The 25,986-nt window shown below is 69.6% G+C and carries 24 protein-coding genes; 7 read left to right on the top strand and 17 right to left on the bottom strand.

Annotated elements, in window-relative coordinates:
- Positions 1 to 69: 69 nt before the first annotated feature.
- From PV679_RS13685 to PV679_RS13730, 10 genes are all read right to left on the bottom strand, one after another.
- Complete coding sequence (locus tag PV679_RS13685; RefSeq protein ID WP_319680455.1) at positions 70 to 1,143, bottom strand: response regulator transcription factor; 1,074 nt, start codon at positions 1,141 to 1,143, stop codon at positions 70 to 72.
- 19 nt (positions 1,144 to 1,162) lie between these two features.
- Positions 1,163 to 2,506: a sensor histidine kinase gene (locus tag PV679_RS13690; protein WP_416069715.1), complete on the bottom strand. Its 1,344-nt coding sequence runs from the start codon at positions 2,504 to 2,506 to the stop codon at positions 1,163 to 1,165.
- 81 nt (positions 2,507 to 2,587) lie between these two features.
- A complete protein-coding gene (locus tag PV679_RS13695; protein WP_319680456.1) occupies positions 2,588 to 3,469 on the bottom strand; it encodes a DUF5936 domain-containing protein in 882 nt (293 codons plus the stop codon).
- Positions 3,470 to 3,484: 15 nt separating this feature from the next.
- Positions 3,485 to 4,426: a type II secretion system F family protein gene (locus PV679_RS13700; RefSeq protein ID WP_319680457.1), complete on the bottom strand. Its 942-nt coding sequence runs from the start codon at positions 4,424 to 4,426 to the stop codon at positions 3,485 to 3,487.
- 61 nt (positions 4,427 to 4,487) lie between these two features.
- Positions 4,488 to 5,828, bottom strand: a complete 1,341-nt coding sequence (locus tag PV679_RS13705) for a CpaF family protein (protein WP_319680458.1) — start codon at positions 5,826 to 5,828, stop codon at positions 4,488 to 4,490.
- A gap of 68 nt (positions 5,829 to 5,896) precedes the next feature.
- Complete coding sequence (locus tag PV679_RS13710) at positions 5,897 to 6,262, bottom strand: TadE/TadG family type IV pilus assembly protein (RefSeq protein WP_319680459.1); 366 nt, start codon at positions 6,260 to 6,262, stop codon at positions 5,897 to 5,899.
- A 3-nt stretch (positions 6,263 to 6,265) separates the two neighbouring features.
- A complete protein-coding gene (locus PV679_RS13715) occupies positions 6,266 to 6,673 on the bottom strand; it encodes a TadE/TadG family type IV pilus assembly protein (RefSeq protein ID WP_319680460.1) in 408 nt (135 codons plus the stop codon).
- 25 nt (positions 6,674 to 6,698) lie between these two features.
- On the bottom strand, positions 6,699 to 7,946 hold the full coding sequence (locus PV679_RS13720; RefSeq protein ID WP_319680461.1) for an AAA family ATPase: 1,248 nt from the start codon (positions 7,944 to 7,946) through the stop codon (positions 6,699 to 6,701).
- 7 nt (positions 7,947 to 7,953) lie between these two features.
- The gene (gene cpaB / locus PV679_RS13725; protein WP_319680462.1) at positions 7,954 to 8,661 is read right to left on the bottom strand and encodes a Flp pilus assembly protein CpaB; all 708 of its coding nucleotides are present in this window, start codon (positions 8,659 to 8,661) and stop codon (positions 7,954 to 7,956) included.
- Positions 8,662 to 8,806: 145 nt separating this feature from the next.
- Positions 8,807 to 9,688 (bottom strand): hypothetical protein, encoded by an 882-nt coding sequence (locus PV679_RS13730; protein WP_319680463.1) that lies wholly within the window; start codon positions 9,686 to 9,688, stop codon positions 8,807 to 8,809.
- A 458-nt stretch (positions 9,689 to 10,146) separates the two neighbouring features.
- Between PV679_RS13730 and PV679_RS13735 the strand changes: the two genes are divergently transcribed.
- From PV679_RS13735 to PV679_RS13745, 3 genes are all read left to right on the top strand, one after another.
- Complete coding sequence (locus PV679_RS13735) at positions 10,147 to 10,269, top strand: hypothetical protein (RefSeq protein WP_319680464.1); 123 nt, start codon at positions 10,147 to 10,149, stop codon at positions 10,267 to 10,269.
- Positions 10,266 to 10,709 carry a hypothetical protein gene (locus tag PV679_RS13740; RefSeq protein WP_319680465.1) on the top strand — a complete coding sequence of 148 codons (444 nt, stop codon included), beginning with the start codon at positions 10,266 to 10,268 and terminating at the stop codon, positions 10,707 to 10,709. The genes PV679_RS13735 and PV679_RS13740 overlap by 4 nt, the downstream gene beginning before the upstream one ends.
- Before the next feature lie 175 nt (positions 10,710 to 10,884).
- A complete protein-coding gene (locus PV679_RS13745; protein WP_319680466.1) occupies positions 10,885 to 12,597 on the top strand; it encodes a glycoside hydrolase family 18 protein in 1,713 nt (570 codons plus the stop codon).
- Between the two features lie 125 nt (positions 12,598 to 12,722).
- On the opposite strand, the gene PV679_RS13750 is transcribed toward PV679_RS13745, so the two are convergent.
- Positions 12,723 to 14,156 carry an Nramp family divalent metal transporter gene (locus tag PV679_RS13750; RefSeq protein WP_319680467.1) on the bottom strand — a complete coding sequence of 478 codons (1,434 nt, stop codon included), beginning with the start codon at positions 14,154 to 14,156 and terminating at the stop codon, positions 12,723 to 12,725.
- Between the two features lie 153 nt (positions 14,157 to 14,309).
- Positions 14,310 to 15,182 (bottom strand): serine protease, encoded by an 873-nt coding sequence (locus PV679_RS13755; RefSeq protein WP_319680468.1) that lies wholly within the window; start codon positions 15,180 to 15,182, stop codon positions 14,310 to 14,312.
- 206 nt (positions 15,183 to 15,388) lie between these two features.
- Between PV679_RS13755 and PV679_RS13760 the strand changes: the two genes are divergently transcribed.
- Complete coding sequence (locus tag PV679_RS13760; RefSeq protein ID WP_319680469.1) at positions 15,389 to 17,446, top strand: serine/threonine-protein kinase; 2,058 nt, start codon at positions 15,389 to 15,391, stop codon at positions 17,444 to 17,446.
- An 82-nt stretch (positions 17,447 to 17,528) separates the two neighbouring features.
- Here the strand turns inward: PV679_RS13760 and PV679_RS13765 are convergent, their stop codons facing one another.
- From PV679_RS13765 to PV679_RS13780, 4 genes are all read right to left on the bottom strand, one after another.
- Positions 17,529 to 19,001: a gluconate:H+ symporter gene (locus PV679_RS13765; RefSeq protein ID WP_319680470.1), complete on the bottom strand. Its 1,473-nt coding sequence runs from the start codon at positions 18,999 to 19,001 to the stop codon at positions 17,529 to 17,531.
- 128 nt (positions 19,002 to 19,129) lie between these two features.
- On the bottom strand, positions 19,130 to 19,540 hold the full coding sequence (locus PV679_RS13770) for a RidA family protein (RefSeq protein ID WP_319680471.1): 411 nt from the start codon (positions 19,538 to 19,540) through the stop codon (positions 19,130 to 19,132).
- Positions 19,537 to 20,298: an IclR family transcriptional regulator gene (locus tag PV679_RS13775; RefSeq protein WP_319680472.1), complete on the bottom strand. Its 762-nt coding sequence runs from the start codon at positions 20,296 to 20,298 to the stop codon at positions 19,537 to 19,539. The genes PV679_RS13770 and PV679_RS13775 overlap by 4 nt, the downstream gene beginning before the upstream one ends.
- Positions 20,295 to 21,350, bottom strand: a complete 1,056-nt coding sequence (locus PV679_RS13780; RefSeq protein WP_319680473.1) for a sugar kinase — start codon at positions 21,348 to 21,350, stop codon at positions 20,295 to 20,297. The genes PV679_RS13775 and PV679_RS13780 overlap by 4 nt, the downstream gene beginning before the upstream one ends.
- Positions 21,351 to 21,502: 152 nt before the next feature.
- On the opposite strand from PV679_RS13780, the gene PV679_RS13785 reads away from it, so the two are divergent.
- Together PV679_RS13785 and PV679_RS13790 are read left to right on the top strand one after the other, a co-directional pair.
- Complete coding sequence (locus tag PV679_RS13785) at positions 21,503 to 22,822, top strand: alanine racemase (protein WP_319680474.1); 1,320 nt, start codon at positions 21,503 to 21,505, stop codon at positions 22,820 to 22,822.
- A gap of 10 nt (positions 22,823 to 22,832) precedes the next feature.
- Positions 22,833 to 24,473 carry a D-aminoacylase gene (locus PV679_RS13790; protein WP_319680475.1) on the top strand — a complete coding sequence of 547 codons (1,641 nt, stop codon included), beginning with the start codon at positions 22,833 to 22,835 and terminating at the stop codon, positions 24,471 to 24,473.
- A 35-nt stretch (positions 24,474 to 24,508) separates the two neighbouring features.
- Here the strand turns inward: PV679_RS13790 and PV679_RS13795 are convergent, their stop codons facing one another.
- A complete protein-coding gene (locus PV679_RS13795) occupies positions 24,509 to 24,856 on the bottom strand; it encodes a DoxX family protein (RefSeq protein WP_319680476.1) in 348 nt (115 codons plus the stop codon).
- A 186-nt stretch (positions 24,857 to 25,042) separates the two neighbouring features.
- On the opposite strand from PV679_RS13795, the gene PV679_RS13800 reads away from it, so the two are divergent.
- On the top strand, positions 25,043 to 25,903 hold the full coding sequence (locus PV679_RS13800) for a helix-turn-helix transcriptional regulator (RefSeq protein WP_319680477.1): 861 nt from the start codon (positions 25,043 to 25,045) through the stop codon (positions 25,901 to 25,903).
- Positions 25,904 to 25,986: the final 83 nt, after the last annotated feature.

The raw sequence follows: 25,986 nt of genomic DNA on the forward strand, positions 1-25,986 counted from the left end.
CAAGTGCGGTCCCAGTTACCGAGTTGGGCCCCCGGTGGAACTCTGCGGGCCCGCGGCCCCGTTACCCGTTCAGACATTCCTTGCCGACCCCCCTCGGGTCATGCCGTGCCACAGAGCGATGGCCTCGCCGCGACTCCCGGCATTCAGCTTGGCAAAGATGCGGTTGATGTGGTTCTTGACGGTCTTCTGACTGATGAAACAGGCGGCGGCGATCTGTTGATTGGTCATTCCTGACGCGATCAGGTCCATGATCTCCACCTCCCTCGCACTCAGCTCGGAGTACGGGGCACCGGACTGCTGCTGCCCCTGAGAAGAATGTGCCATGTCTGCTTGCGAATGCGAAGCGAATCGCGAAGATTCTTTTGCGCTCGATCCCGGGCCGACTTCCCTTTCCTGAACGCCTCTTACCGAGAACCGCCCTGAATGGCCCGGCGTCGAGGTATGTGCGGATGCAGATGATTGCTCCGGCAGCACGGGCAGAGGCTCGGGCGCTGTGAACGCCGCGCCCACACCCTCCGGAAGCTGTCCGGTCCCGCCGTCGGGGCCCCGGCCGCGTACGGTCGCCAGCAAGGCGCTGGACGCGGAGTACGTGAAGTGCGGCCGCCCCTGTTTGATGTCCCGTACCGCCGCTACCAGCTCGTCGGCCGTGAACTCGCCGTGGACGAGGTAGCCGCCCGCGCCCAGTCGCAGCGCCTCGTGGACGATCTCGGTCTCCCGGCTGTACGTCATCATCAGCACGGGCGCCAGACGAACCAGGTGCGGCAGTGCGGAGATCCCGTCGACTCCCGGCATCCGGACGTCCAGCAGCACCACATCCGGTCGGTGCTGGACCGTGGCCTCGTATGCCTGGCGGCCGTCGGCCCCTTCCGCGACGACCTCGATGTCGTCGCGGCCGGACAGCAGGACCGTCAGGCCCGCGCGGACGACAGGGTTGTCGTCGGCCACCACCACCCGCAGCGGCGGAGCGAGGGCCGTGTCGTCGGCGAAGACGGGAAGTCGCTGGGATGCCGCGGGCGGCACGGGTGCGGCGAGTCCCGGCGTGCGATCCGAGCCGGGCAGTGTGGGATGCGAAGACGTGTGCTGTGAACCATGGTTCCGCTGAGCCCGGTGCTGCCCGGAGCTGTGCGAGATCTCATCCGTCATGGTTGCGGCCTCCTCTCTGTCAGGGAGTGGCGAAGGGAAGGGAAGGTGGAGCGGCGTGCCGGACTGTGGGACGGGACTGAGCGGGGCCCAGCGCGGAGACGGGCAGATCCAGTCGGACTTCGGTGCCGTTCGCGGCGCGGCCTCTGCCGATCCTGATGCGGGCACCGATGGACGCGGCGCGTTCGACCATTCCCACCAGGCCGAAGTGACCCGCGCGTTTGAGGTCGGTCAGGGAGGTGCCCGGCGGCAGGCCCGCTCCGTCGTCGTACACACTGATCCGGAAGGCGTCGCCGACGACACCGGCCGAGACATCCACATACGTGGGATGCCCGTGGCGGTGGGCGTTCTCCATGGCCTCGGTGGCGATGGTCAGCGCGTGCCGGGCGATGGCGTGCGGCATCGGCGGGACAGGACCTTCGCCGAGCCGGCGGAAGGTCGCCTTCAGACCGTGGCGGCGCATGAAGTCACCGGTCAGGGCGCTCAGCTCGGTCTGGACGTCGACGCCGCCGTCCAGGCCCGAGTCCCGGCGCAGGTCCGAGAGGAGTTCCCGGGACTCCGCCGCCGCTCTGCGGGCGGAGCGTGCGACGAGGGCCGCTTGGTGTTTGACCGCGAGCGGGTCCATACGGTCGGCCGTGCCGGCGAGACCGTCGGCGGCCAGAGCGATGCCGTGCAAGGTCTTGGCCACCGAATCGTGCATCTCGCGTGCGAGCCTGGCACGCTCCTCCTCCACCGCCCCGGTGACGGCCAGCCGGGCGCGGGCCTCGGTCAGAGCATGGGACGCGGCGCCGAATCCGAGCAGCAGATTGCGCAGCGTACTGCCGACCGCTCCGGCGATCACGCACAGACCCGCTGTCAGCAAGGACGAGGCATCCATCTCGACGTGAGCGTTGACCGCGTACGCGGCGCCTATCAGCAGCGCCTGGAGAGGCGCGAACACAGCGGCTCCGCGCCAGCCGTACACGAGGCCGGCCAGCAGCGGAGTGCAGACGGTCACATAGGTCAGGGTCGAGCCGGGAGAGGCGCTGAACAGCAGCAGCGCTCCGAAGGTCATGTCGACGGCGAGCAGCGTGGGATGGCGGAGCAGAACCGGACCGAAGCGCTCCCAGTCCCGCAGGAGCGCGTAGGACATCATGACCGTGACGAGCACCGCGGCGCCGACGAGCCAGCCGCCCAGTTCGGTGTCGACACCGGCGAGAGCGAACGGCGCGGCGAGCGTGGTCATGGCCAGACGGAATCCGAAGACCTGCCGGCACAGTGCCTGGAGGGCGTTCACCTGGATCGGCAGCGCGGGCACGTGACCCGGAGCGCTTTCGGCCGCGCCCGGGCCACCGGTCAGGGCCGTACGGTTCATCCATGAGGGCATTGACGCGGTCACCTCCTCTCAGCCTTCCGTTCGTCCGCGGTGTGGTCTCATTTCGTCCGCTGCGCTGCCGGTTCCTCAGCCTCAGAAGATGCTGTTGAAGTCGACTCCCGACGCGTAGTAGAAGCCGACGGTGATCAGGATCATCGTCCCGGGGAGCATGAAACTGGTGACGATGAGCGTGGCCTTCGGGACAGCTTTGGACGCCTTGCGACGTGCGTTCTGGGCATCGGTGCGGCGCATGTCGTTGGCGATCTGGATGAGGGTGTCGACAATGGGCGCGCCGAGTTCCTCGCCCTGCTGGAGAGCGCTGACGAACATGGAGACCTGCTCGGAGTCATTGCGCCGCCGCAACTGGTCGAAGGCGTCACGACGGCTGACTCCCATGTCCATCTGGCGCAGTGTGATACGCAGTTCGTCGGCCCAGGGGCCCTGGTACTTCTCCGAGACACGTTCGAGTGCCTGGCGGAATCCGAGCCCCGCGGAGACCACGACCGCGAGCACATCCAGAAAATCGGGCAGGGTGCGCTCGATGTCCTCCTTCCGCCGGCCGATGGCGACCCGGATCAGGGCGTCGGTCCACAGAAAGCCATAGACGAGAAAGATGACCGCGAGGACGACCTGCCCGTTCATGAGCATGGTGAGGGCCGTCAGGGAACCGAGTCCGGTGTACACGGCGCGCCGCGCGGCGTACCGGTCGACCGTCATACCGCCCGGGTTGCCCGCCATGTCGAGCTTCCGCCGGACCTTGTCGACGCGCTTCGGCCCCATCATGCGGAGGACGGAGGGCGCGTACCGCATGCCCAGGCGGTCGATGGCGGAGCCGGTCGCGGTGGTGCGGCTGGCGCCTACTTCGAGGGCCACCGCCAGATCGCCGGGAAGCTTGGCGTCGGCCCGGTACATACGGAGACCGTGGAAGACCCCGTACACCGCGAGTGCGGCGACGGCGGCGAGCAGCAGTTCCATGTGCGGGCCCTCCTTTCAGGCGCGGACGCGGGTGAGTCTGTTGATGAGGAAGAATCCGAGGGCGTAGAGGGACGCGGATACGATCACCGCGATCTGCCCGACGGTGGCGCCGGTCATGTCGTCGAGGGCACCGGCCCGCATGCTGTTGATGATCAGCAGGAAGCCGAGGCCGAGGACCGGAACCATGACGGCGGTGACCTTGACCTGGGAGAGCAGCGTGCTGACCTCTCGCCGGGTCTCCTTGCGCTCCTCCAGCGTCTCGGTGAGATTGCGCAGCGAGGAGACGATGGTGCCGCCCGCCCGGTTCGAGAGGATGAGGGTGGTGACCAGAACGGTCAGTTCGCGTGACGGCAGCCGCCCGACGAGTTCGTTCAGGGCGTCCTCCAGCGAGTGGCCGACGGCCAGTTGGTCGGCGACCCTTTTCAGTTCCTCGCCTGCCGGGTCGTCCAGCTCTTCCGACGCCATGGCGAGGGCCGTACGGAGTGCCAGGCCCGCCTGGGTGGCGTTGGCGAGGATGCGGGTGAGCTCGGGAAGCTGGTTGATGAATCCCTCGGTGCGCTTCTGGATCTGCATCGTGAGGAAGGCGTTTCCGCCCCAGAGTCCGGCGATGGCCGCGAGGACGCCGAAGAACGGGGCGAAGACGGACCCCGCCACAAAATAGAGGCCGATCAGCGCCGCCACGAGATAGACGAAGTACTCGCCCGGTGTGATGTCCAGGCCGGTGGCCGAGAGCTTGCGCTCGATGCGTTTGCCGAGCCCTGTCCGGCGCAGTCGGCGGTCGACCGCGTCGAACCGCCTGCGCCGGTACCCGATGTCCTCCAACTGCCCGGTCTGGGCCATGCGCTGGACGAGCGCCTCCCGCTGGGCCCTGCCCGCGGAGAAGACGTGCACGCCGACGACGGCGAGCACGCAGGCGAGCAGCGTGACTCCGACGGTCAGGAGCGGGAGATTATCCATGTCGGGCGGGACCTTCTCGGTGAGCGGCGGACGGGGACGGGCGGGCGGTACGCGGAAGTGGTCAGGCCGCGGTTCTGCGCAGTACGAGCTGCTCCTCCGAGTGAGCGACGCCGAAGGCCGCGGGGATGGCCTCGCTCCGCAGGTAGAGGCGCTCGGCGACACGGCGGGGCAGCGGGTAGTACTCGAAGTTTCCGTAGATCCGGCCGTCGGCGGCCATGGGCAGGGCGTTGTACCGGCAGACGGTGACAATGCGGTACTCCTCCCGGCCGTAGGAGTCGACGATCGCCATTTCGGTGATCCGGCGGGTGCCGTCGGCGTGCCTGGTGAGCTGCACGATGACGTCGACGGCGCTGTTGATCTGGTCCTTGATCGCCACGAACGGGATCTCGACCTCCGACATGGAGGCCAGGGTCTGAAGTCGCATCAGCGCGTCCTCGGCGCTGTTGGCGTGGACGGTGGCGAGCGAGCCGTCATGACCGGTCGACATCGCCTGGAGCATGTCCAGCGTCTCGCCGCCGCGGACCTCACCGACGATGATGCGGTCCGGGCGCATACGCAAGGAGTTGCGTACGAGGTCGCGGATGGTGACCTGTCCCTTGCCCTCGACGTTCGCCGGGCGGCTCTCCAAGGTGATGACATGGGACTGCTGGAGCTGGAGCTCGGCGGAGTCCTCGATGGTGACGATGCGCTCGCCGTCGGGGATCAGCCCGGAAAGGGCGTTGAGCAGGGTCGTCTTGCCGGTGCCGGTGGCACCGGACACGATGACGTTGAACTTCGCCCTCACGAGTCCGGCCAGCATCATCATCATGTGCTCGTCCAGCGAACCCAGGCTGATCATCTCGTGCAGGGTGAACGCGCGCGGGAAGCGCCGGATCGTGAGGACGGGCCCCGTCAGGGAGAGCGGCGGGATGATGACATTGACCCGCTCTCCGGACGGAAGGCGTGCGTCGACCATCGGATTCGCCTCGTCCACCCGGCGGTTGACCGTGGAGACGATCCGCTCGATGGTCTGCATGAGCTGTTCGTTGGAGGCGAACCGCATCGGCAGCAGCTCCAGGCGACCGCCTCGCTCCACGAAGACCTGGTCGGGGCCGTTCACCATGATCTCGCTGATGGACGCGTCTTCGAGCAGGGGTTCCAGGATGCCGAGGCCGAGGGCCTCGTCGACGACCCGCCGGATGAGCTGGGACCGTTCGGCCGTGGAGAGAACGGGGCCCTCGCGGCTGATGATGTGGCCCAGCACCCGTTCGAGGCGCGCCCTGCGCTCGGCGGTCGCGAGCGCCGACATCTCGGCGAGGTCGATCTCTTCGAGGAGCTTGGCGCGGTAGACCCCGACCAGCCGGCTCTCCTCGCTGTGCCCGTTCGCCGGCTCGGGGCTGGTGATGCGCGCCCGAAGGCTCATGTCCTCAACTCCCTGGTGATACTGGCGTGCTGCTGCTCACCGCACTCTGATGGATCACGTGGACTCTGTCAGTCGCGCGGCATGGTCGCGCTCCTCTCCGCGTCTCCCAGCGTGACCCCCGGGAGGAGGGAGGGGATCTGCACCCGGGCCGTCACCGTGACCGCGTCACCGGCTGTCGGCGCTGTGAACTCCGCGTCCTGCGCGAGCCAGTCACTCATGGCGGCCCTGCCCGCGGTCTCGTAGTCGACATCCATGTAGTCGCTCTGGGAAGCCACCCGGGCCGCGGCCCGTGAAGCCGTACCGGCCTGTTGTACGGCGAAGATCGCAAGCCCTAGCTGGACCGCCGCCAGAGCGACGAGAAGCAGCAGTGGAATCCATCCGACCAGTTCCACGGCGGCCTGGCCACGGTCCCTGTCACGGGTACGGTTCCGCATGATTCAGCTCTCCCTCGCCGCGGCGGACCTGCCCTGGACATCGAACGGGAAATTGAGTCCGCCGGGAAAGAGGACGGGAACCGTGAGCGTGAATTCCGCCTTGACCAGATCGCCGTCGGCAAAGCACTCGATGGTGGCCGACTCGTCCCAGGCGGCCGGAAGATCCTCACGGCCTGCGGCCTCGCAGGCGGCGTCCCGGTCGCCGCTGTCGGTCGCCGCGGCCGCGTGTACCGCCTTGTCCGCCGCGTTGCCCGCGAGCGAGAAGGTATATCCGACCAGAGCGGCCTGCCAGAGCAGGATGAGAGTCACCAGGATGAGCGGAACCACACCGGTGAACTCGATGACCGCCTGGCCGTGATCGTTCCACGGTCGTGGTTTTCTCTTCTTCGGGAGTGTTCCAGGTCCTTTCATGGTTCAGATCTCCCCCTCAGCCATGTCACTTCGCCCGTCCCCCGCGCAAGCGGACGGACCCCCGGTCGCCCTTCATCTTGCGCTGTCCTTCGCCCGCCGGGGGCGCCTTCACCAGACCCAGTTCTCCCGCCAGAGCCCACAACGCCTGTTTCACCGTCGACTTGGCCTCCAGGTCCTGCATCCGCCCCGCGTCGACCACGGCCTGGAGCTCCTTGAAGTTGGCGGGAACGACCACCCGGGAGACCCGGGTGGCCGTGATCCGTTCGATGAGAGGCGGCTGTATCTCGGTCCCGCGCGTATAGCGGTTGACCACGACGACGGTCTCCTCCGCCTTGCGGATCTGGAGCCGGTCCCAGAGCCGGACCATGCGCTTGGCCGCCCGGACGGACACCACGTCCGGTGTCGTCACCAGCAGAGTGGTGTCGGCCATTTCGATCGCCGCCGCGTTCGCCGTGTTCATCTGCGTGCCGCAGTCGACGACCACGACCTCGTACCGGTTGCGGAGCGCGCTGAGGATCTGCCGCGCGGCCCGGTCGTTGATCTCCTCGCCCCGCTCACCCTCTCCCGGTGCCAGCAGCAGCCCGATACCGCTCTCGTGGATGAAGACCGCGTCCTGAAGCACTCTGGGAGATATGTCCTGGATGGACGCGAGGTCCACGATCGAGCGGCGGAACTGCACATCGAGGTACGAGGCGACGTCTCCGGCCTGGAGGTCCAGGTCCACCAGTGCGGTGTTCATGCCGGACGCCCGTGCCGCGAGCGCCAGTTGGACCGCGGTCAAGGTGGTGCCGACGCCGCCCTTCGACCCGCTGACCGCGACGACGGTGCCGCCGGGACCGGTGAAGACATCACCGCCCTGGCCGAGATGGCGCCGTACACCCACGGACCAGCCCGCCGCGGCCTGGACGCGCTGGGCCAGTTCCTCGTACGAGAGCGGAAGTCCGACCAGTCCGCGGGCACCGGCGTCCATCGCGGCCGAGAAGAGGCCGGGGCTCGCGTCCACGGTGACGAGGACGACCCCGACCGCGGGAAAGCGCAGGGCCACCTCCCGGATCAGTTCCAGGGCCGGCACGGGACCGATGCGCTCATGGACCAGTACGACCTCGGGCAGTTCGTCGATCGACTCGGCGGCCAGGCGTGCCAGGGTGTCGATCAGCGAGGTCGAGTCACCGATCGGCGCGGCCGGCTCCGCGTCGGGGAGCTGGCTGAGCAGAGTGGTGACGGACCGGGCCGCGTCGGCGTCGCCGACGACCGGGAGGATTCGGGTGGTCATTCGTCCCTCACTTGTCCCCTTCGAGGGTGTAGGTGTTCTCTCCGGGGCGCAGCGTGGACGGGCTGCCGTCGGCGAGGAGCGCGAGCCGTACGTGCTCCGCGAAGGATTCGGCATAGGCGACGCGCTGGGCGTCCTTCGTCTTCAGCGCGAAGGTGATCGGCACCGCCTGCTCGGGTCCACTGCTCCTGTTGTTGTCCTTCGGCTCCAGTGCGGTGAGCCGGCCGACGTCGATGACCTTGGCGTTGGCGACGATGATCCGGGACTGGGCCCTCGCGCCTTCGTCCTCGGCCGCGAACGTCGCGAAGATATTGACCAGGGCACCGGGAGTGATCTTGCCGGCGACGCCGGTCGCGGCGTCGATCATGATGGCGATCTCCTGCTCGTCACTGGCGAGCGCGGGGCGCTTGACTATCATGTCGTCCTGCAGCAGCGAGCCCTTTTTGAGCTGGGTGACCGCGATCTTTCCATTGACGACGGACAGATCGGTCACGGCGTTCTCGGAGAGCCAGCGCTTGGGCATCGTGATCTTCACGAACTGGCTTTCGCTCAGCGGTGTGTACGGCGCCACATCAGACCTGAGCTGATAGGCGGCCACCTCCGGCCCGACCTTCGAATTCACGTCGCTGATAACGGAGAGCACGCCCGCGAAGGCACCGAAGGCACAGAGGACCGAAAGAAGAAGGAGTATGATGCCGCGGCGCTGCCGTGAATTCATGAGCGGGACAACCTCGTTCGGGGACGTGGGACGGAGACATCGGACAGGTCGCGGGAGATGGACGAGCGGAGCGGTCGCGGTGCAAGGCCGGTGGTGCCGGCTTCACCCGGAAGCCTCATCGGTCCATTCGGACCGGGCCGGCGTATTACGGCCCGTGGCGCACGGATTGTGTTCCGGTGCTCAGGGCACGGGGAGCGCGGGTTTGGTTCTCGGGCGGCACGAGCGGTGCCAGACAGAATCCGCAGCGGTCACCTATGAGTTCGAAACCGCACCAGGAACACACCTCCCGTCGGACGGAGGAGACCAGTTGGTAGAGGACGGAGATGTCCGGCAGGAACGCGGCGAACTCGATCATCCTGGAAGTCCCCCACCAGCCCGGCGAATCTCCCGGCAGCGCGCTCTCCTGGATTCCCTGGACGCGCCAGGCGGGCGCGAGAGTCGCGGTCACCCAGTCCGATTGCAACTGGCCTTTCGCGACGATCAGTTGCGTGCCGAACTCGGGTCCCGTGAGTTCGGCGCTCCCGACCTTGATCAATTCAGGCGTGGGGTTGGCGAGAACGCCGAACTGGGAACCGGGCACCCACGATTTCGCGTGCGCCTTGAGGCTCACCGGTACGCGGTCGAGCTTGGCGACGGAGTTGAGCAGAGCTCCGGCGTAGATGTAGTGGGAGAGCAGCCGGGCGGCGGAGGCGACGATCCCGGCGCTGAAGTCGCAGATCGACAACTGCCTGAGCTGGCGTACGAGTACGGCGATGCCGAGAGGCGGCAGATCGAGCTTCAGGAGGGCGATGCGATCGCTCTCCAGGACCGAGCGGACCGTGTGCAGCCGACGCTCATGGGCCACGGGGATGGAAGCCGGATAGAGGGCGATGACATAACCGTGCTGCTCCACGAGGACCTGCGTGTCGGCGAGCGCGGCGTCCAGCGACTGAACGTCGGGCGACTGCAGCAGCGCCGCGGTGGGCGTCTGGTGGTCCGTCGGTGGTAGCACCAGATCAGGGCTGGTGACAGCAATCGCGGTCGGCACGCTGGTTCCCCGTTCAGCTCCGGCCGCCGGAGTCCCGGCGACCGCAGATCTCTCCTGCTCCGTGCTCCTGCCCCAGCACTTTATCCGCGTCTGTACGGTACGGAGAACACCTTTCGGATGCCGGTACCGCGGTCTCCACGCGACCGGCGCAGGCAAAGCCGGGCGAAGCAGTCAGGTGTTGACTCGCGTTTCAATAAACGTTTGTTTGGCCGAAATCTTGACCCAACTACTCCGCTTTGGGTCCGGGTCGGGTCACGGGACAGCCCTCAGGCTTCCATGCCGATTCCGTGTGCGAAATACATACGGTCGCCGAGGAGACGTCGGACGAGTCGTGAAACGGTGCGGACCCGAGCGGGACCGCGGTGCCACGGCCGCGCGGGAGGCCGTCGGAGAGCCACGGCTCCGTTCCCGCTACCGCTACGGTGCGACCCGGTCCCGACGACAGGAGCACACACGCCATGAGCACCACCGCCAGCGGCATGCGGACCACCGGACGGCCGCCCTCGGAGGCGGTCTCCACGGCGGCCACCGCCCGGCTCGGGCCTTCGCTCGGGGATCTGATCGGAGGCGAGGAGCGATGACGCGATACGACGGCCCCGGGGCGCCCGCTCCGCCGGCCGAGGGGCGCGGGGCGGCGGTGTTCGCGCTCGTCCGGTGCTGGGCGGCCGGCCTCGTCGTGCTGCTCTTCACGGAGTACTTCCAGGCGACGCTGGTGTACGGCCATCTCGCCTCGGAGGACAACCTGGAGACGTTTCCGGGCCGTCTGCTGCTGATCCATCTTCCGAACGCCGTGTGCCTCGGCCTCACGGCCTGGGTCGCCGGCCGCCTCCATCGCGAGCCCTTCCGCGATGTGCCGTTCCAGCACTTCGCCGCCGCGTTCGCGGTCCCGGTGGCCGCGCAGGCGGTGAACATGTCGCTCCAGTGGAGCGCACTCGCGGCGGAGGGCCTGCTGATGTCGAACGCGGTGCTGGTGGTGGGCTGCGTCTCGGGCTACGCGGCGGACCGGCTCCAGGAGGAATGAGCGGCCCGGTCCGCCCGTGCGGGCCGGCGCGGCGGCCGGCGGAGCGGCGCCGCCGTATACGACCTGCTGCCAGAGGTCTTGACAACTTGATTGGTCTGGACCAGTTTTACGCCCGACGGTGGCCACCGTTCCCCTCATCCCGTACCTCCATCCCCAAACCCAGCGGAGGCAGCAAGTGGAACGCGCACCAGGCGGCAGAGGACGCATAAGGACCTGGATCGGCGGGGCGGTGGCTGTGGTGGCCGCCGGTGCGCTGAGTCTGACCGGGCTGGTCGGGACCGCACAGGCCGCCGACATCAATGTGGCCAAGAACGCGGGCTTCGAGTCCGGGCTCGGCAACTGGACCTGTTCGGCCGGCAGCGGAGCGACCGTCGGATCGCCTGTGCACGGTGGCGCCGCCGCGCTGCGCGGCACGCCGCAGGGACAGGACAACGCCAAGTGCACGCAGGCCGTGGCCGTGCAGCCCAACTCGACCTACACACTGAGCGCCTGGGTGCAGGGCGGCTACACATATCTCGGCGCCGAAGGCACCGGGACGACCGATGTGTCGACCTGGACTCCGGACAGCTCCGGCTGGAAGCAGCTCACCACCAGCTTCAGGACCGGCGCCTCGACCAGGTCGGTGACCGTCTACACCCACGGCTGGTACGGGCAGAGCGCCTACTACGCCGACGATCTCTCCGTCTTCGGCCCCGACGGCGGCGGAGGCACCGACCCCGGCCCGCAGGTGCCCGGCACGCCCGCCGGACTCGCGGTCGGTTCCGTGACCTCGTCGTCCGTCACGCTCAACTGGAGCGGCGTGTCCGGCGCGACCGGATACAACGTGTACCAGGCGGGCACGAAGGTCCAGTCGGCGAGCGGCACGTCCACCACCGTGACGGGACTGGCCGCCAACACCTCGTACCAGTTCCAGGTGAGCGCGACCAACTCGGCCGGTGAGTCCGCCAAGTCCGCGGCGGTCACCGGGAAGACGGCCACCAGCGGTGGCAACCCGGGCAACCCGGCGGTCCCGAGGCACGCGCTGACCGGCTACTGGCAGAACTTCAACAACGGCGCGGCCGTCCAGAAGCTGCGTGACGTTCAGTCGCAGTACGACATCATCGCCGTGTCGTTCGCCGACGCGACGACGACGCCCGGCCAGATCACCTTCAATCTCGACCCGGCCGTCGGTTACGGCTCCGTCGCCGACTTCAAGGCGGACATCGCCGCGAAGAAGTCCGCCGGCAAGTCCGTGATCATCTCGGTCGGCGGCGAGAAGGGCAGCGTCTCGGTCAACAGCGACGCCTCCGCGACCGCCTTCGCCAACAGTGCCTACGCGCTGATGCAGGAGTACGGCTTCAGCGGTGTCGACATCGACCTGGAGAACGGCCTGAACTCCACCTATATGACGAAGGCGCTGCGCCAGCTCTCCACCAGGGCCGGATCGAGCCTGGTGCTCACGATGGCGCCGCAGACCATCGACATGCAGTCCACCGCCGGTGAGTACTTCAAGACCGCGCTGAATGTCAAGGACATCCTCACCGTCGTCAATATGCAGTACTACAACAGCGGTTCCATGCTCGGCTGCGACGGCAAGGTCTACTCCCAGGGCTCCGTCGACTTCCTCACCGCACTCGCCTGCATCCAGCTCGAAGGCGGCCTCGACCCGTCCCAGGTCGGCATCGGCGTCCCCGCCTCCACACGAGGCGCCGGCAGCGGCTATGTGGCGCCGTCCATCGTGAACAACGCGCTGGACTGCCTCGCCAAGGGCACCAACTGCGGTTCGTTCAAGCCGTCCAGGACCTATCCCGGCCTGCGTGGCGCCATGACCTGGTCCACCAACTGGGACGCCACGGCCGGCAACGCCTGGTCGAACGCCGTCGGACCGCACGTCCACAGCCTTCCTTAGCCACCGCCACCATCCGGCCGGCCGCACCGCGTGCCGGTCACCGAGACCCCCCACAGGGCCGGCAGCGCCGTCGAACCCCACCCGACGGCGCTGTCGCGCGTCCGGCCCCACCGGAGCGGGTCCGGCTACCGGGCCAGGTCCCGTACCTGCTGTACGCACAGCACGACGAACAGCAGTCCGGCCGCCGTGAGCATCACATTGCTCACGATGCCGTTGCGCCACCGCGCCGGAGTGCGCGAGGAGTTGAGCAGCCAGAGCAGCGTCAGCGCCAGGAACGGCATGAAGAAGGCGCCCAGCACGCCGTAGACCACGACCAGACCGAAAGGCTGGTCGAGGAAGAGCAGGCCGATCGGCGGGAAGGTCAGCCAGAGCAGATACGCGCGGAACGGCAGCGAGCGCTCGCGCTCACCGGCCGCGACCTCCTCGACCATCCCCGTCGCCTCGTCCACCGGCGCGCCCGCGCGCTCCTTCCTGATGCGCTCCACGAAGTCCGCGAACATCAGGCTCACGCCGTGCCACACGCCCATGAGCGCGCCGAAGGACGTGGCGAAGAAGCCGATCAGGAAGAGCTTGGCGGTGACCACGCCTAAACGGTCCTCCAGGACCGAGCCGAGATCGATGAGTCCGCGGTCGCCCGAGGTGAGCGCGGTATGGGAGGAGTGCAGCAGCTCGGCACCGATGATCAGCATGGCGACGACGAACACGCCGGTGGTGAGGTACGCGACGCGGTTGTCCAGGCGCATCACGCTCATCCAGCCGGAGTTGGTCCAGCCCTTGGCATTCACCCAGTAGCCGTACGCGGCCATGGTGATGGTGCCGCCGACGCCGCCGATCAGTCCGAGAGTGTAGAAGAGCGAGCCGTCCGGCAGCGCCGGCACAAGGCCCGCGAAGGCGGCGCCGAGGTCGGGCACGACGCGGACGGCGACATACACGACGATCAGGAATTTCATCCCGATCAGCACCGTCATGACCTTCTCGAAGACGGCGTACCGGTTGAACCAGACGAAGACCAGACCGGTCAGCCCGGTGATGACCGCCCAGGTCTTGAGACCTGGCCCGGCCGGGAAGAGCGCGACGAGCGGCAGCGCGCTGGAGGACATGGCCGTCGCGCCGTAGACAAAGCCCCAGACGACGACATAGATCGCGAAGTAGACGCTGGTCCAGTGGCCGAGGCTGCGCCAGCCCTCGAAGAGCGTACGGCCGGTGGCGAGATGCCAGCGGCCGGTGGCCTCGGCGAGCGAGACCTTGACGACACAGCCGATGATCGCGGCCCACAGCAGGGTGTAGCCGAACGTGCTGCCCGCGATCAGGGTCGCGACCAGGTCGCCCGCGCCCACGCCGGTCGCCGCGACGACGATTCCGGGGCCGATATACCGCCAACTCGCCTTGCGCGGACGGGACTCGGCCCTGTCCTCGGGCCGGCCCGGCTCGCGCGCACCGGACGCCCGGGAGCCCGGCTCGCGCGCAGGGCCCGGGCCCCTCTCGTCCGTACCGGCCCCGGGCGGGCCCGGTTCGCGCGTCTCCGCCGGCTCCGTACCACGGTCCGCGGTGTCAGCCATGCGCCATCGCCTTTCCACTCGTCCCCCTACGTGACCCACGTCACCAAAGCGGGGCCCCGGTGATCGCGCAAGAGGGCGAACGGGACGACGCCCCGGACGGCGGGTCCGGGGCGCCGGTGGATGACGCCGCCGTCGGTGCCGGTTTCCCGGTGGTTACGGCTTGGGCAGCGTGCAGCCCGCGCGGCTCAGATCGATCCTGCTGCCCGTGCCGACGCACGGCACGATCAGATAGGTCTCCTCGGCGTAGTTGATGCCCTGCCGCACGGTGACGGTGCCGTTCTCGTCGACCTCGCACGGGTTGTTGAGCGTGCAGCGGCCGCCGTCCTCATTACCGGTGTTGTTGACGGCGACGACCTTGCCCGTGGCGTCGTCGATCACCGGCGAGCCCGAGGTGCCGCCGATCGTGTCGCAGGCGGAGGTGTAGCGGATCGAGTCCTTCCAGGTCCACTCGCCTTCCTTCAGCCGGTGGACGAAGCCGTCGATGGCGCAGGTGTAGATGCGGTTCCAGTAGCCGGAGACGACCTTGATGGCGCTGCCCTGCACCGGGCGGGTGGCGTTGAGCTCCAGCGCGGTGATCCCGTACGAGCTCTGGATCTGGGCGTAGGTGCTGGTCAGTTGGTACAGCGAGATGTCGGTGTCGGTCATCGTCGCGTACGCGACCTTGCTCGCGCGCAGCGTCGCGACCCTGCTGCCCGCGGAGTTCAGCAGGCCGAAGGTACGGGTGGAGCGCTGGTCGACGACGACCTCTCCGGCGCCGGGAAAGCCGCTCTCCAGGCAGTGACCATTGGACAGGACCAGAGCGGGGTCGCTCGGCTGCGACCCTGGCACACGTACAACAGAGCCGGAACAGTTGCTGAGCGCCACCGTTCCGGCGAAGTCGACCGCCTTGGCCCGGACAGGGGTCGTCCGGTCGGCCTCGGTGGTCTGCGTGGACGCGGTCGTCCGATGGCTTGTGGCCATCGCGGGCGCCGCTCCCGCTCCGAGGAGCAGGACGGCGACGAGCGCGCCGAGGAGAGGCTTTCTCATGTGGGGTCCCCTCTGTGGCCGAAGTTTCTTCGGCTTGTCATGCGCATGTTTGACGGTCATGCGCATTGTTGACGCAAGCCGGACGACCGGCAACCATGCCTCGTGGATTCCGGACGCGCGGGCGGGAACGGGGCGGCGGTGCCCGGCGTGTTATCCATCGCGCGGGGAACGCGGCGGGGTCGCGGTGCGGCAGGGGGAGCTGAGGCATGTCCGGGGCGAAGATCGAGCGGCTGGGTACGGACGACCCGGCGACGCTGGGGCCGTACCGGATCATCGGCCGACTCGGCTCGGGCGGAATGGGCCGGATATATCTGGCGCGCTCCGCCGACCGCCGGCTGGTGGCGGTCAAGACGCTGCTCGCCGAAGGCACCGTCAGCACCACCGACCGACGGCGGTTCGCCCGCGAAGTGGCCCTCGCCCAGCGGATCGACAGCGGCCACACCGCGCGCGTGCTCGACGCCGACGCCGGTGCGCCGCGTCCCTGGATGGCGATCGAGTACATCGCCGCGCCGTCGCTGGCCGAGCTGGTACGGACGGCCGGACATCCGCCGGCCTCGGCCGTCCGGTGGGTCGGAGCCGGAGTGGCGGCCGCGCTGGTCGCCCTGCACGACGCGGGCATCGTGCACCGGGACATCAAGCCGCCGAACGTACTGCTTCCGCTGACCGGCCCGCGCGTCATCGACTTCGGGATCTCGCACGCGAGCGACTTCACCCGGACCAGCCTCACTCTCGGCACGATCGCCTTCACCTCGCCCGAGCAGGCCAGAGGCGAGCCGTCCACGGCGGCCTCCGACATCTACTCCCTGGGCGCGACGCTCTTCCATCTCGCGGTCGGCCGGCCGCCGTACGCCGACAACGGTGACACGTTGGGGCTGCTGGCCCGGGTGTCACGAGTCGAGCTGGAGCTGGACGGACTGCCGCGCGAGCTGGAGCAGTTGATCCGCGCCTGTCTGGCGGCGGACCCGGCGGGCCGGCCCCGGCCCGCCGATGTGCTCGCCCAGTTCAGGTCCGGCCTCGTCGGACTGCCGGTGTCGCAGAGCGGCGCCCGCTGGCTGCCGCCGCGCTGGACGGCGCTGATCGAGGAGTACGAGCAGCAGGGCCGGGCGTTGCGGGAGGGACCGGGTCCGGGCTCCGGCGCGAACGCCGACGCCGACGCCGACGCGCCGACCGTGGACCAGCGCACACGCGCGCTGCCGGACCCGGGACCGACCCGGCAGTACACCCGTGCGCGCGCCGAAGGTCCCGCGCCGGACGACGCCGACCGGCGGCGACAGGAACGGGAAGAGCGAGAAGAGCGAGAAGGGAAGGAGAAGGAGAAGGAGAGACGGGAACGGGAACGGCTGCGGGCAGCCCGCGAGCACGACCGCGCGGAACGCGAACGGGCCGAGCGGCGGGCCCAGCGGGAGCAGCTCGCACGTGCCGTGGCCGCGAGGCGGGCCGAGCAGCAGCGCGCCGAGCGGGAGTCGCGGTCGGCGTCGGCCGCCGGTCCCGCCGCCAACGCGCGGCGCGCCTCGGCCGGTTCCTCCTCCGGCCCGCGCGCCTCGGCGGGCTCCTCGACCGGCTCCGCGGCGGGCACGCGTCCGTCGTCCGGCGCCGCCAAGAAGTCCTCCGGCTGCGGAGGCACCTTCCTGGCCGTCCTGGCCTTCTTCGTCTTTGTGATCTGGCAGCCCTGGGACACCGAGGACGCCGGCGGTGACGCGCCGAGCGGCGGCAGTTCCTACGCCGCCTCGTATCCCGGCACCAGCCTGCCGGACACGCCCGCGCCGAATCCCACGGATCTCGCGTTCCGCGCCGTGGCCACCGGAGACTGCCTCAGCTCGCACGACGACGGACGCGGCGGCTGGAGCGATGCCGTACCGGAGCGTGTCGACTGCGAATCGGCCGACGCCTACAACCGTGTCGTGTCCGCCGTCTCGGACAGCGACCAGGACTGCGGCTCGGACGACGAGGAGAGCTGGACGAACGCCGGCGACGACGGCGTCGTCACCAGCCTCTGCCTGACGCGTAAATACCGGACCGGTCAGTGCTTCATCGCCAGGGCCGACGGCGACGGCGTCGGCGTCGGCAGCCTGCGCACCGTGTGGAGCTGCGCCGCCGACACCGTGCCCGAGGGCTACACGTACGTCATGCAGATCACCAGCTACTTCGGCATGCCGTCGGACGGAAGCGATCCCGAGTGCCGTGCGTTCGCGGGCGATTCCACTCGCTATTACTGGTACGAGGTCGACGACGGTGAGAACTACGTCTGCGCGAAGGCCGTCTGAGCACGGCCACCGCGCGGGCCGGGAGGTCGCGTCCCGCCGCGGCCTCCCGCCCGTACCGTCCGGCCCCGTCCCGGCACGGCCCTCAGATGATCAGGCTGAGCAGCGCCGCGACCACAAAGCCCGCCACCGACAGGACGGTCTCCAGGACCGTCCAGGACTTCAGGGTGTCGCGCTCGGAGATGCCGAAGTACTTCGCGACCATCCAGAAGCCGCCGTCGTTCACATGCGAGGCGAAGATCGAGCCCGCCGAGATCGCCATGATGATCAGAGCGAGATGCGCCTGCGAGAGGTCCTGGCCCTCGACCAGCGGCACGACGATGCCCGCCGTGGTGACGATCGCGACCGTCGCCGAGCCCTGTGCGACCCGCAGCACGACCGAGATCAGCCACGCCAGCAGGATGACCGGCAGGCCCACGTCGTTGAAGGTGTCGGCCAGGGCGTCCGCGATACCGCTGCCCTTGAGGATCGCGCCGAAGACTCCGCCGGCTCCGACGACCAGCAGGATGTTGCCCACCGGCTTCAGCGAGGCGGTGGAGACCCTCTCCAGGGACTTGCGGGACCAGCCGCGGCGGACGCCCAGCAGGTAGTAGGCGAGCAGCAGCGCGATGGTCAGCGCCACGAACGGGTGGCCGAAGAACTCGATGACGGAGCGGCCCGTCGACGGGTCGAGCGCGATGGACGAGAAGGTCGCCAGCAGGATCAGGACCAGCGGCGTCCCGATGATCGCGAGGACCGTGACCAGCGAGACCGGTGTCTCGCGCGGAGTGACACCCGAGGCGCGCTGCTCGGCGGCGACCGCGCTCTTCGCCTCCGCCGCGGCCTCGACCATGTCCTGCGGGACCTCGACGAAGATGCGCTTGCCGATCCAGGCCGCGTAGGCCCAGGCGGCGAGGACGGACGGGACGCCGACGACGATGCCCATCAGGATGACCCAGCCGAGGTCCACCTTGAAGAGTCCCGCGGCGGCGACCGGGCCCGGGTGCGGAGGCAGGAAGGCATGGGTCATCGAGAGACCGGCCAGCAGCGGCATCGCGTACAGCAGGATCGATTTTCCGGAGCGCTTGGTGGCGGCGTAGACGATCGGCGCGAGTACGAAGATGCCGACGTCGAAGAAGACCGGTATACCGAAGACGACACCGGTGACGCCCATGGCGAGCGGCGCGCGCTTCTCACCGAAGAGATTCAGCAGCCGGGAGCTCAACACCTCGGCTCCGCCGGACACTTCGAGGATCGCACCGAGCATGGTGCCCAGCCCGATGATGATCGCGACATGGCCGAGGATGCCGCCCATCCCGGATTCGATCATCGAGACGGCGGCGGACTTCTGGACCGTGCCGAAGAGTTCGGTGACGGAGAGACCGGCGGCGAGGCCGACGGCTATGGAGACGCCGAGCAGCGCGACGAACGGCTGCAGCCGGACCTTGATGATCAGGATGAGGAGCAGAGCGATACCGAGAGCGGCGACGGTCAGCAGACCGGCGGTGCCGTCGATGAGAAGCAGCAGTCCACCGGTGTGTGGTGGGGTTTCCGGTGGCGCGTCAGCGGCGAGCGGCATGAGGAGACCTTCTGTTCTGGGCAGCGGGAACCGCGGCGCGGCGCCCCGGAGGCGGGCGCGCCGTGCCGAGCGGCGCGGGATGCGGGAAAATGGCGGGCTGAGTCCGGCGGTGCGGGCGCGCGGGAAGGTCAGCCGAGCACGGCGAGGGCGTCGATCTCGATCAACAGGCCCTTGGGCAGACCGACATAGACCGTCGTCCGCGCGGCGGGAGCTTCTTTGAGTCCCTGCTCCTCGAAGTACGCGTTGTAGATCGCGTTCATCTCGGCGAAGTGGTCGACGTCGGTCAGGTAGACGCGCATCATCATGACGTCGTCCCAGCTCGCGCCGCCCTCCTCCAGGATCGCCCGGACATTGGCGAAGGTCTGCAGGGTCTGCTCACGCAGGGTCGGGCCGGCCGTGGTGGGCGCCTGGCCCTCGACGGCGGGGAGGAAGCCGACCTGGCCCGCGACCTGGAGGATGTTGCCCTTGCGGACGCCGTGCGAGAACTTCGCCGGCGGAGTGGTGTGGGTGGCCGGGGTGAGTGCGGTCTTGTCGCTCATGAAGCTTCCTTGGGGTGGGTGCTGCCGGAGTACTCTCCGCTGATCGCGGCGGCGCTGCGGCGCAACAGCGGGAGGAGGGTGAGGAGTTCCTCGGCGGTGACGACGACATTCGGCGCGGAGACCGACATGGCGGCGACGACCCGGCCGTCCGCACCGCGGATGGGAGCCCCGATGCAGTTGATGGACTCCTCGTGGCCGCCGAGGTCGGTGGCCCAGCCCTGTTCGCGTACGGTCGCCAGCTCCTTGAGGAAGGCGGCCGCGTTCGGGATCGAACGGGACGTGTACATGGGGAATTCCAGGCGCTCGGCGAGTGCGCGGCGCTCCGCCTCGGGAAGGTCCGCGAGCAGCAGCTTGGCGACGGCGGCGACGGTGATCGCGACCGGCTTGCCGATCCGGGAGTACATCCGGACCGGATAGCGGCTCTCGACCTTGTCGATGTAGAGGACTTCGTTCTCCTCGTACACCGCGAGATGGACCGTGTGGCCGCACTGTTCGTTGAGCGCGACGAGATGAGGATGCGCGATCTCGCGTATGTCGAGGTTCTCGACGGCTTCCTGGGCGAGCGCGAAGAGCCGGGCGCCGAGGCGGTAGCGGTTGTCCTGCTGGCGGTAGACGAGCCCGTGCTCGTGGAGCGTGCGGAGCAGCCGGAGCGCGGTGGACTTGTGGACGCCGAGCCGGTCGGCGACCTGCCCGAGGTCGGCGGGTCCCTGGGCGAGCAGCGGAAGGATGCTCAGCGCTCGGTCGACTGTCTGGCTCATGGGGTACGTACCTCCTGCTCCGTGGCCGCCGTCCAGCCGGGGCCGAGACGAAGTCTCTCCCAGCCGGCCGCGGAGAGGCCGGCGAGCCGGTCGGCGTGTGCCCGGGAGGGCGGTGTACCGAGATCACCGGGAGCGGTGAGGGCGGCGGCGGCCATGAGATGGCCGTGCCGCAGCCGGGCGGCGGCGGGCAGTCCGCGCAGCGTCGCGGAGAGGAATCCGGCGGCGAAGGCGTCTCCGGCGCCGACGGGCGCGACGACCTCGACGCGCAGCGCGGGGACTGCGGTGACCGTGTCCCGCCGGCCGTGCGCCGCTTCCCGCGTGTACAGGGTCGCTCCCGCGCCGCCGCGCTTGACCACGAGCGTGCCGGGCTCCGGAAGCGCCTCCCGGATCGCGTCCGCACCGCGCAGGTCCCACGCCTGCGCCGCCTCGTCCTCGCCGACGAAGACCAGATCGGCGCCGCGCGCGAGGTCCAGCAGCACGCGTGCGCCGGACGCGTCGCGCCACAGCCCCGGCCGGTGGTTGACGTCGAAGGAGACCAGCGGGCGGCCCGGCCGGCGGGCCGTGAGCTCCCGCATCAGCGCGAGGCAGTCGTCCGAGAGCGCGGCGGTGATGCCGGACAGATGCAGGACGCGGCCCGACCACAGATCGGCGGACGGCATGTTCTCCGGAGACATCGCGGAGGCCGCGGAACCGGCCCGGTAGTAGGCGACCTCATGGGCGTCGGTGGCCCGGTCCGTCGCCGTACGGAAGTAGATGCCGGTCGGCCGGCCGGGATCGCGGCGGACGCCCGACGTATCGACGCCGTACGCGGCGACCGCGTCGACGAGATGATCACCGAAGCCGTCGGCGCCGACCCGGCTGATCCACTTCACCGCGTGTCCGGCGGCGGCCAGCGCGCAGGCGACATTGGACTCGGCGCCGCCGATCGTCCGGGCGAAGGACGGGACATCGGCGAGGCGGCCCGGCCGGGAGGGCAGGAAGGTGACCATGGACTCACCGAGGCAGACGACCTCCACGCGCGGGTGGATGTCCGCCTCTACGGTTCCGGTCACTCCACAGCTCCTCGCGCTCGGCGGTCGACGGACGGGTCACCATTGACCTGGTGTCGGCTCGGATGTTAGACAGCGACAAGCAATACGCGCAATGGTTGTTGCAAATGTTGCAACGCCTCGGCATCGCAACGCCACAGACAAGGGGAGGGCCCATGGCCGCCGACCGACGCCAGGACGAGCGACAGGACGAGCCACTCGGCCCGCGACCGGCCGACCGGCTCGGCGACGAGCGTGTCGACCACCGCTTCAAGGCGCTGCCGCCCGACGCCGAGGGCCTGACGGTCTCCGCGCTCGCCGCCCAGCGCCGCGATCTGTTCACCGGTGGCTTCACCACGCCCGTCCTCGCGCTCTCCGCCGAGTCGGTCGAGCACAACCTCGCTCTGCTGGAGACCTACTCCGAGCGCCACGGTCTCGCCTTCGCGCCGCACGGCAAGACCTCGATGTCGCCTCAGCTCTTCGACCGCCAGCTCGCGCGCGGCGCCTGGGGCATCACGGCGGCCGTGCCGCACCAGGCCCGTGTCTACCGCGCGTTCGGCATCGGACGGATCTTCCTCGCCAATGAGCTGGTCGACGCGGCGGCGCTGCGCTGGGTCGCCGCCGAGCTGGACCGCGATCCCGGTTTCCGCTTCATCTGTTACGCCGACTCCGTGCGCGGTGTGGAGCTGATGGACGAGGCACTGCGCGCGGCGGGCGCCGGCCGCGCGGTGGAGGTCGTGGTCGAACTGGGCGCGGGCGAGGGCGCCCGCACCGGAGCGCGTACGGAGGCCGAGTGCGCCGCCGTCGCGGACGCGGTGGCCGCCGCACCGACCCTGCGCCTGACCGGAGTCGCCGGATACGAGGGCGAGGTACCGGCGGCCGACGGCGCCGGCGTCCGCGCCTGGCTGCGCCGGCTCACCGCGCTGGCCGCCGAGTTCGACCAGGCCGGCCGCTTCGCCGCCACGGACGAGATCGTGATCAGCGCGGGCGGCAGCGCCTGGTTCGACGCCGTCGCGGACGTCTTCGCCGGGATTCCCGCGCTCTCCCGCCCGGTACTGAAGCTGCTGCGCTCCGGCGCGTACGTCTCCCACGACGACGGCCACTACCGCCATCTCACTCCGTTCAACCGGGTGCCCGAGGAGGGAGCCCTCCAGCCCGCGTTCCGGCTCTGGGCGCAGGTCGTCTCGCGTCCGTCCGCCGGACAGGCCTTTGTCAACGCGGGCAAGCGGGACGCGGCCTACGATCTCGACCTTCCCGAGGTCCAGGTGATCCGGGACGGCCGTACCGGCGAGATCCGCCCGGCGGCGGGCGTCACCATGACGGCCCTGTCCGACCAGCACGGCTGGCTGTCCACCTCGGACGAGGCGGAGCTCGCGGTCGGCGACTGGGTCGGGATGGGCCTCTCGCATCCGTGTACGTCCTTCGACAAATGGCAGCTCATCCCGCTGGTGGAGGCGGACGGCACGGTCACGGACTTCCTCCGCACCTTCTTCTGAGAGGCCGGACATGGATCTCGTCATTCGCGACGTACGCGTCATCGACGGCACCGGGGGCGCGTCCTGTCGCGCCGATGTCGGCATCACGGACGGCCGTATCACCGCGATACGGAGTGAAACCGGCACTCCGGCCGGGACCGGCGGTCCTCGGCTCACCGGCACCCGTGTCCTGGACGCCGCCGGCCTCGCCCTCTCACCGGGCTTCATCGACATGCACGCGCACAGCGATCTCGCGCTGCTGCGCGACCCCGACCACTCCGCGAAGGCCGCGCAGGGCGTCACTCTCGAAGTGATCGGCCAGGACGGCCTGTCGTACGCGCCCGTCGACGACGCGACCCTCGCCCAGGTCCGGCAGACGATCACCGGCTGGAACGGCGGAGCGCCCGGAGACACCGGCGTCGACTTCGACTGGCGTACGGTCGGCGAGTATCTGGACCGGCTCGACCACGGCTTCGGCGGCGAGGGCATCGCGGTCAACGCCGCGTATCTGATCCCGCAGGGCACGGTCCGTATGTACGCGGTCGGCTGGGACGACCGCCCGGCGACGGAGGCCGAACTGGCGCGGATGAGGCGCCTGGTGGCCGAGTCCATGGAACAGGGCGCGGTCGGCATGTCCTCAGGACTGACCTACACGCCCGGGATGTACGCGGACGACGCCGAACTGACCGAGCTGTGCCGGGTGGTGGCGCGCTACGACGGCTACTACTGCCCGCACCACCGTTCCTACGGCGCCGGCGCGCTCCAGGCGTACGAGGAGATGGTGACGCTCACCCGGCAGGCCGGCTGCGCTCTCCATCTCGCCCACGCCACCATGAACTTCGGCGTCAACGAGGGCCGCGCGCCCGAGCTGCTCGCGCTGCTGGACAAGGCGCTGGACGCCGGCGCGGACATCTCTCTCGACACCTATCCCTACACTCCGGGCTGCACCACGCTGGTCGCGATGCTGCCGAGCTGGGCGAGCGAGGGCGGGCCGGACGCGATTCTCGGCCGGCTCCGCGACGACGCGACCGCCGAGCGGATCCGCCATCATCTGGAGGTCATCGGCTCCGACGGCTGTCACGGCGTGCCGATCGAGTGGGACACCATCGAGATCTCCGGTGTCTCGGCGGCGCCGGATCTCGCGGACCATGTCGGCAGGACGGTCGCCGAATCGGCCCGGCTGCGCCACGAGACGCCATGGGTCACCGCTCGCAGGCTGCTGATCGAGGACCGGCTCGGCCCGACGATCCTCCAGCATGTCGGCCACGAGGAGAACGTCCGGCAGATCATGCGCCACCGGGTCCACACGGGCGGCAGCGACGGCATCCTCCAGGGCGCCAAGCCGCATCCGCGCGCCTACGGCACGTTCCCTCGCTATCTCGGCCGGTACGCGCGGGAGTTGGGCATCCTCACGCTGGAGGAGTGCGTGGCCCATCTGACCTCGCGTCCGGCGGCCCGCCTCCGTCTTCCCGACCGTGGTCTGGTCCGCGAGGGCTACCGCGCCGACCTTGTCCTCTTCGACCCGGACACGGTCGCGGCGGGCTCGACCTTCGAGGCACCGCGCACGCCGCCGACGGGCATCCCGCATGTCCTGATCGACGGCCGCTTCGTGATCGAGGACGGCCGCCGCACGGATGTCCTGGCCGGCCGCTCCGTCCGCCGGACCGGCTGAGGGCCGTCCCGGCCTCGCGAGCCTGGCCGGACGCGTCAGGCCGAAGCGAGGCGCAGCACCAGGGCCGCGACAGCCACCAGGAGGATGACCACGACCGGAGCGATCGCGTAGTCCTTGGCGCGCAGATGGAAGATCGCGGCGCCGATGAAGTAGAGGATCACGCCGATGGCGGCGGCCACGCCGATCGGCGTGATCCACAGCCCGGCCAGCAGACCCAGCGCGCCCAGCGCCTTGAGGGTGGCGAGACGCGGAAGCCACGAGTCCGGGACGCGCACGGCACGCATCGACGAGACGATCTTCTCCTGGCGGGTGAAGGTGCCGATGGCGGAGAACGTCAGCAGTGCGGCGAGCAGGATGCCGACGACGGCGTAGGCGATGAACACGAATGACCCTTCGGAAGGTATGAGCGGAGGCCGCCGAGAGTGCCGCGACCGGCCGAGCGGATACGGGTACCACTGGTCATGGCCCCGGCACAGGCTGCCGCAGCCGGGCGCACGGAGGAAGACCCGGGCCAGGCTGGTACTGGCAGGGCTACGATCCGGCGGCCCCGTGGCGGGTACATTCCCTGGGTGAGCGACAACGAGCTGGGCCTGTTCCTGCGCAGCCGCCGCGAGGCCATGACGCCCGCCGAGGCCGGTCTCCCGCCCGGCAGCCGGCGCCGTACGCCCGGTCTGCGCCGGTCCGAGCTGGCCATGCTCGCCGGGATCAGCGTCGAGTATCTGGCGCGGCTCGAACAGGGCCGGGACCGCCATCCGTCGCCGCAGGTGCTCGCGGCGCTCGCCGACGCCCTGCGGCTGACCACCGACGAACGGCTGACCCTGCTGCACGCCGAGAAGCTCACCACCGGCACCGGCCAGCTCTGCCCCGGCGCCGGACTGCCGCCCGCGCGCGTGGCGCGGCCCACCGTGCGCGCGCTGCTCGACCGGCTGGAGCCCACTCCGGCCGTCCTGCTGAACAGGCTGAGCGAGGTGATCGCGTACACGACGGGTTACGAGCAGCTCGTCGGTCCGCTCGGCGTGCTGGAGGCTCCCGTACCGAGCCTCGCGCGGTATCTCTTCACGGATCCCCGGGCCCGCGCGGCCCATCCGGAGTGGGACCTCACCGCCGATGAACAGATCACCCGGCTCAAGGCCGACTCCATCCCGGACGATCCGCATCTGGCGGACCTGGTCCAGGAGCTGACACTCACCGCCGGAGCGCCCTTCGGTGACCGCTGGTCGACCGGGTCCCGGATGTCCCGGCATCCGGGAGTGCAGCGGCTGACGCACCCGGAGGCGGGCGAGCTGCGGCTGGCCCGCGAGACGCTCACGCTGCCCGACGCCGACGGCCAGCGCCTGCTGGTGCACCTTCCCGCCGACGACGCCACGGCGGCGGCGCTCGACTCCCTCACCGGCCGCCGTCCCGGCGCGCTGCGCGCGGTGGCGGGCTGACGCGAGCGCGGTCCCACCCATGAGCGCGGTCCCACCCATCGCGGTCTCACCCATAAGGATGAACGGGAAACCGGGCCCGTGGA

Source organism: Streptomyces sp. AK02-01A, from assembly GCF_033795305.1.
Taxonomy (GTDB): domain Bacteria; phylum Actinomycetota; class Actinomycetes; order Streptomycetales; family Streptomycetaceae; genus Streptomyces.

Bases quoted from the DNA above. Each gene is read 5' to 3' on its own strand.
- PV679_RS13685 (WP_319680455.1), bottom strand. From the start codon at position 1,143: ATGACGGATGAGATCTCGCACAGCTCCGGGCAGCACCGGGCTCAGCGG.
- PV679_RS13690 (WP_416069715.1), bottom strand. From the start codon at position 2,506: ATGCCCTCATGGATGAACCGTACGGCCCTGACCGGTGGCCCGGGCGCG.
- PV679_RS13695 (WP_319680456.1), bottom strand. From the start codon at position 3,469: ATGGAACTGCTGCTCGCCGCCGTCGCCGCACTCGCGGTGTACGGGGTC.
- PV679_RS13700 (WP_319680457.1), bottom strand. From the start codon at position 4,426: ATGGATAATCTCCCGCTCCTGACCGTCGGAGTCACGCTGCTCGCCTGC.
- PV679_RS13705 (WP_319680458.1), bottom strand. From the start codon at position 5,828: ATGAGCCTTCGGGCGCGCATCACCAGCCCCGAGCCGGCGAACGGGCAC.
- PV679_RS13710 (WP_319680459.1), bottom strand. From the start codon at position 6,262: ATGCGGAACCGTACCCGTGACAGGGACCGTGGCCAGGCCGCCGTGGAA.
- PV679_RS13715 (WP_319680460.1), bottom strand. From the start codon at position 6,673: ATGAAAGGACCTGGAACACTCCCGAAGAAGAGAAAACCACGACCGTGG.
- PV679_RS13720 (WP_319680461.1), bottom strand. From the start codon at position 7,946: ATGACCACCCGAATCCTCCCGGTCGTCGGCGACGCCGACGCGGCCCGG.
- cpaB (WP_319680462.1), bottom strand. From the start codon at position 8,661: ATGAATTCACGGCAGCGCCGCGGCATCATACTCCTTCTTCTTTCGGTC.
- PV679_RS13735 (WP_319680464.1), top strand. From the start codon at position 10,147: ATGAGCACCACCGCCAGCGGCATGCGGACCACCGGACGGCCGCCCTCG.
- PV679_RS13740 (WP_319680465.1), top strand. From the start codon at position 10,266: ATGACGCGATACGACGGCCCCGGGGCGCCCGCTCCGCCGGCCGAGGGG.
- PV679_RS13750 (WP_319680467.1), bottom strand. From the start codon at position 14,156: ATGGCTGACACCGCGGACCGTGGTACGGAGCCGGCGGAGACGCGCGAA.
- PV679_RS13755 (WP_319680468.1), bottom strand. From the start codon at position 15,182: ATGAGAAAGCCTCTCCTCGGCGCGCTCGTCGCCGTCCTGCTCCTCGGA.
- PV679_RS13760 (WP_319680469.1), top strand. From the start codon at position 15,389: ATGTCCGGGGCGAAGATCGAGCGGCTGGGTACGGACGACCCGGCGACG.
- PV679_RS13765 (WP_319680470.1), bottom strand. From the start codon at position 19,001: ATGCCGCTCGCCGCTGACGCGCCACCGGAAACCCCACCACACACCGGT.
- PV679_RS13770 (WP_319680471.1), bottom strand. From the start codon at position 19,540: ATGAGCGACAAGACCGCACTCACCCCGGCCACCCACACCACTCCGCCG.
- PV679_RS13775 (WP_319680472.1), bottom strand. From the start codon at position 20,298: ATGAGCCAGACAGTCGACCGAGCGCTGAGCATCCTTCCGCTGCTCGCC.
- PV679_RS13785 (WP_319680474.1), top strand. From the start codon at position 21,503: ATGGCCGCCGACCGACGCCAGGACGAGCGACAGGACGAGCCACTCGGC.
- PV679_RS13790 (WP_319680475.1), top strand. From the start codon at position 22,833: ATGGATCTCGTCATTCGCGACGTACGCGTCATCGACGGCACCGGGGGC.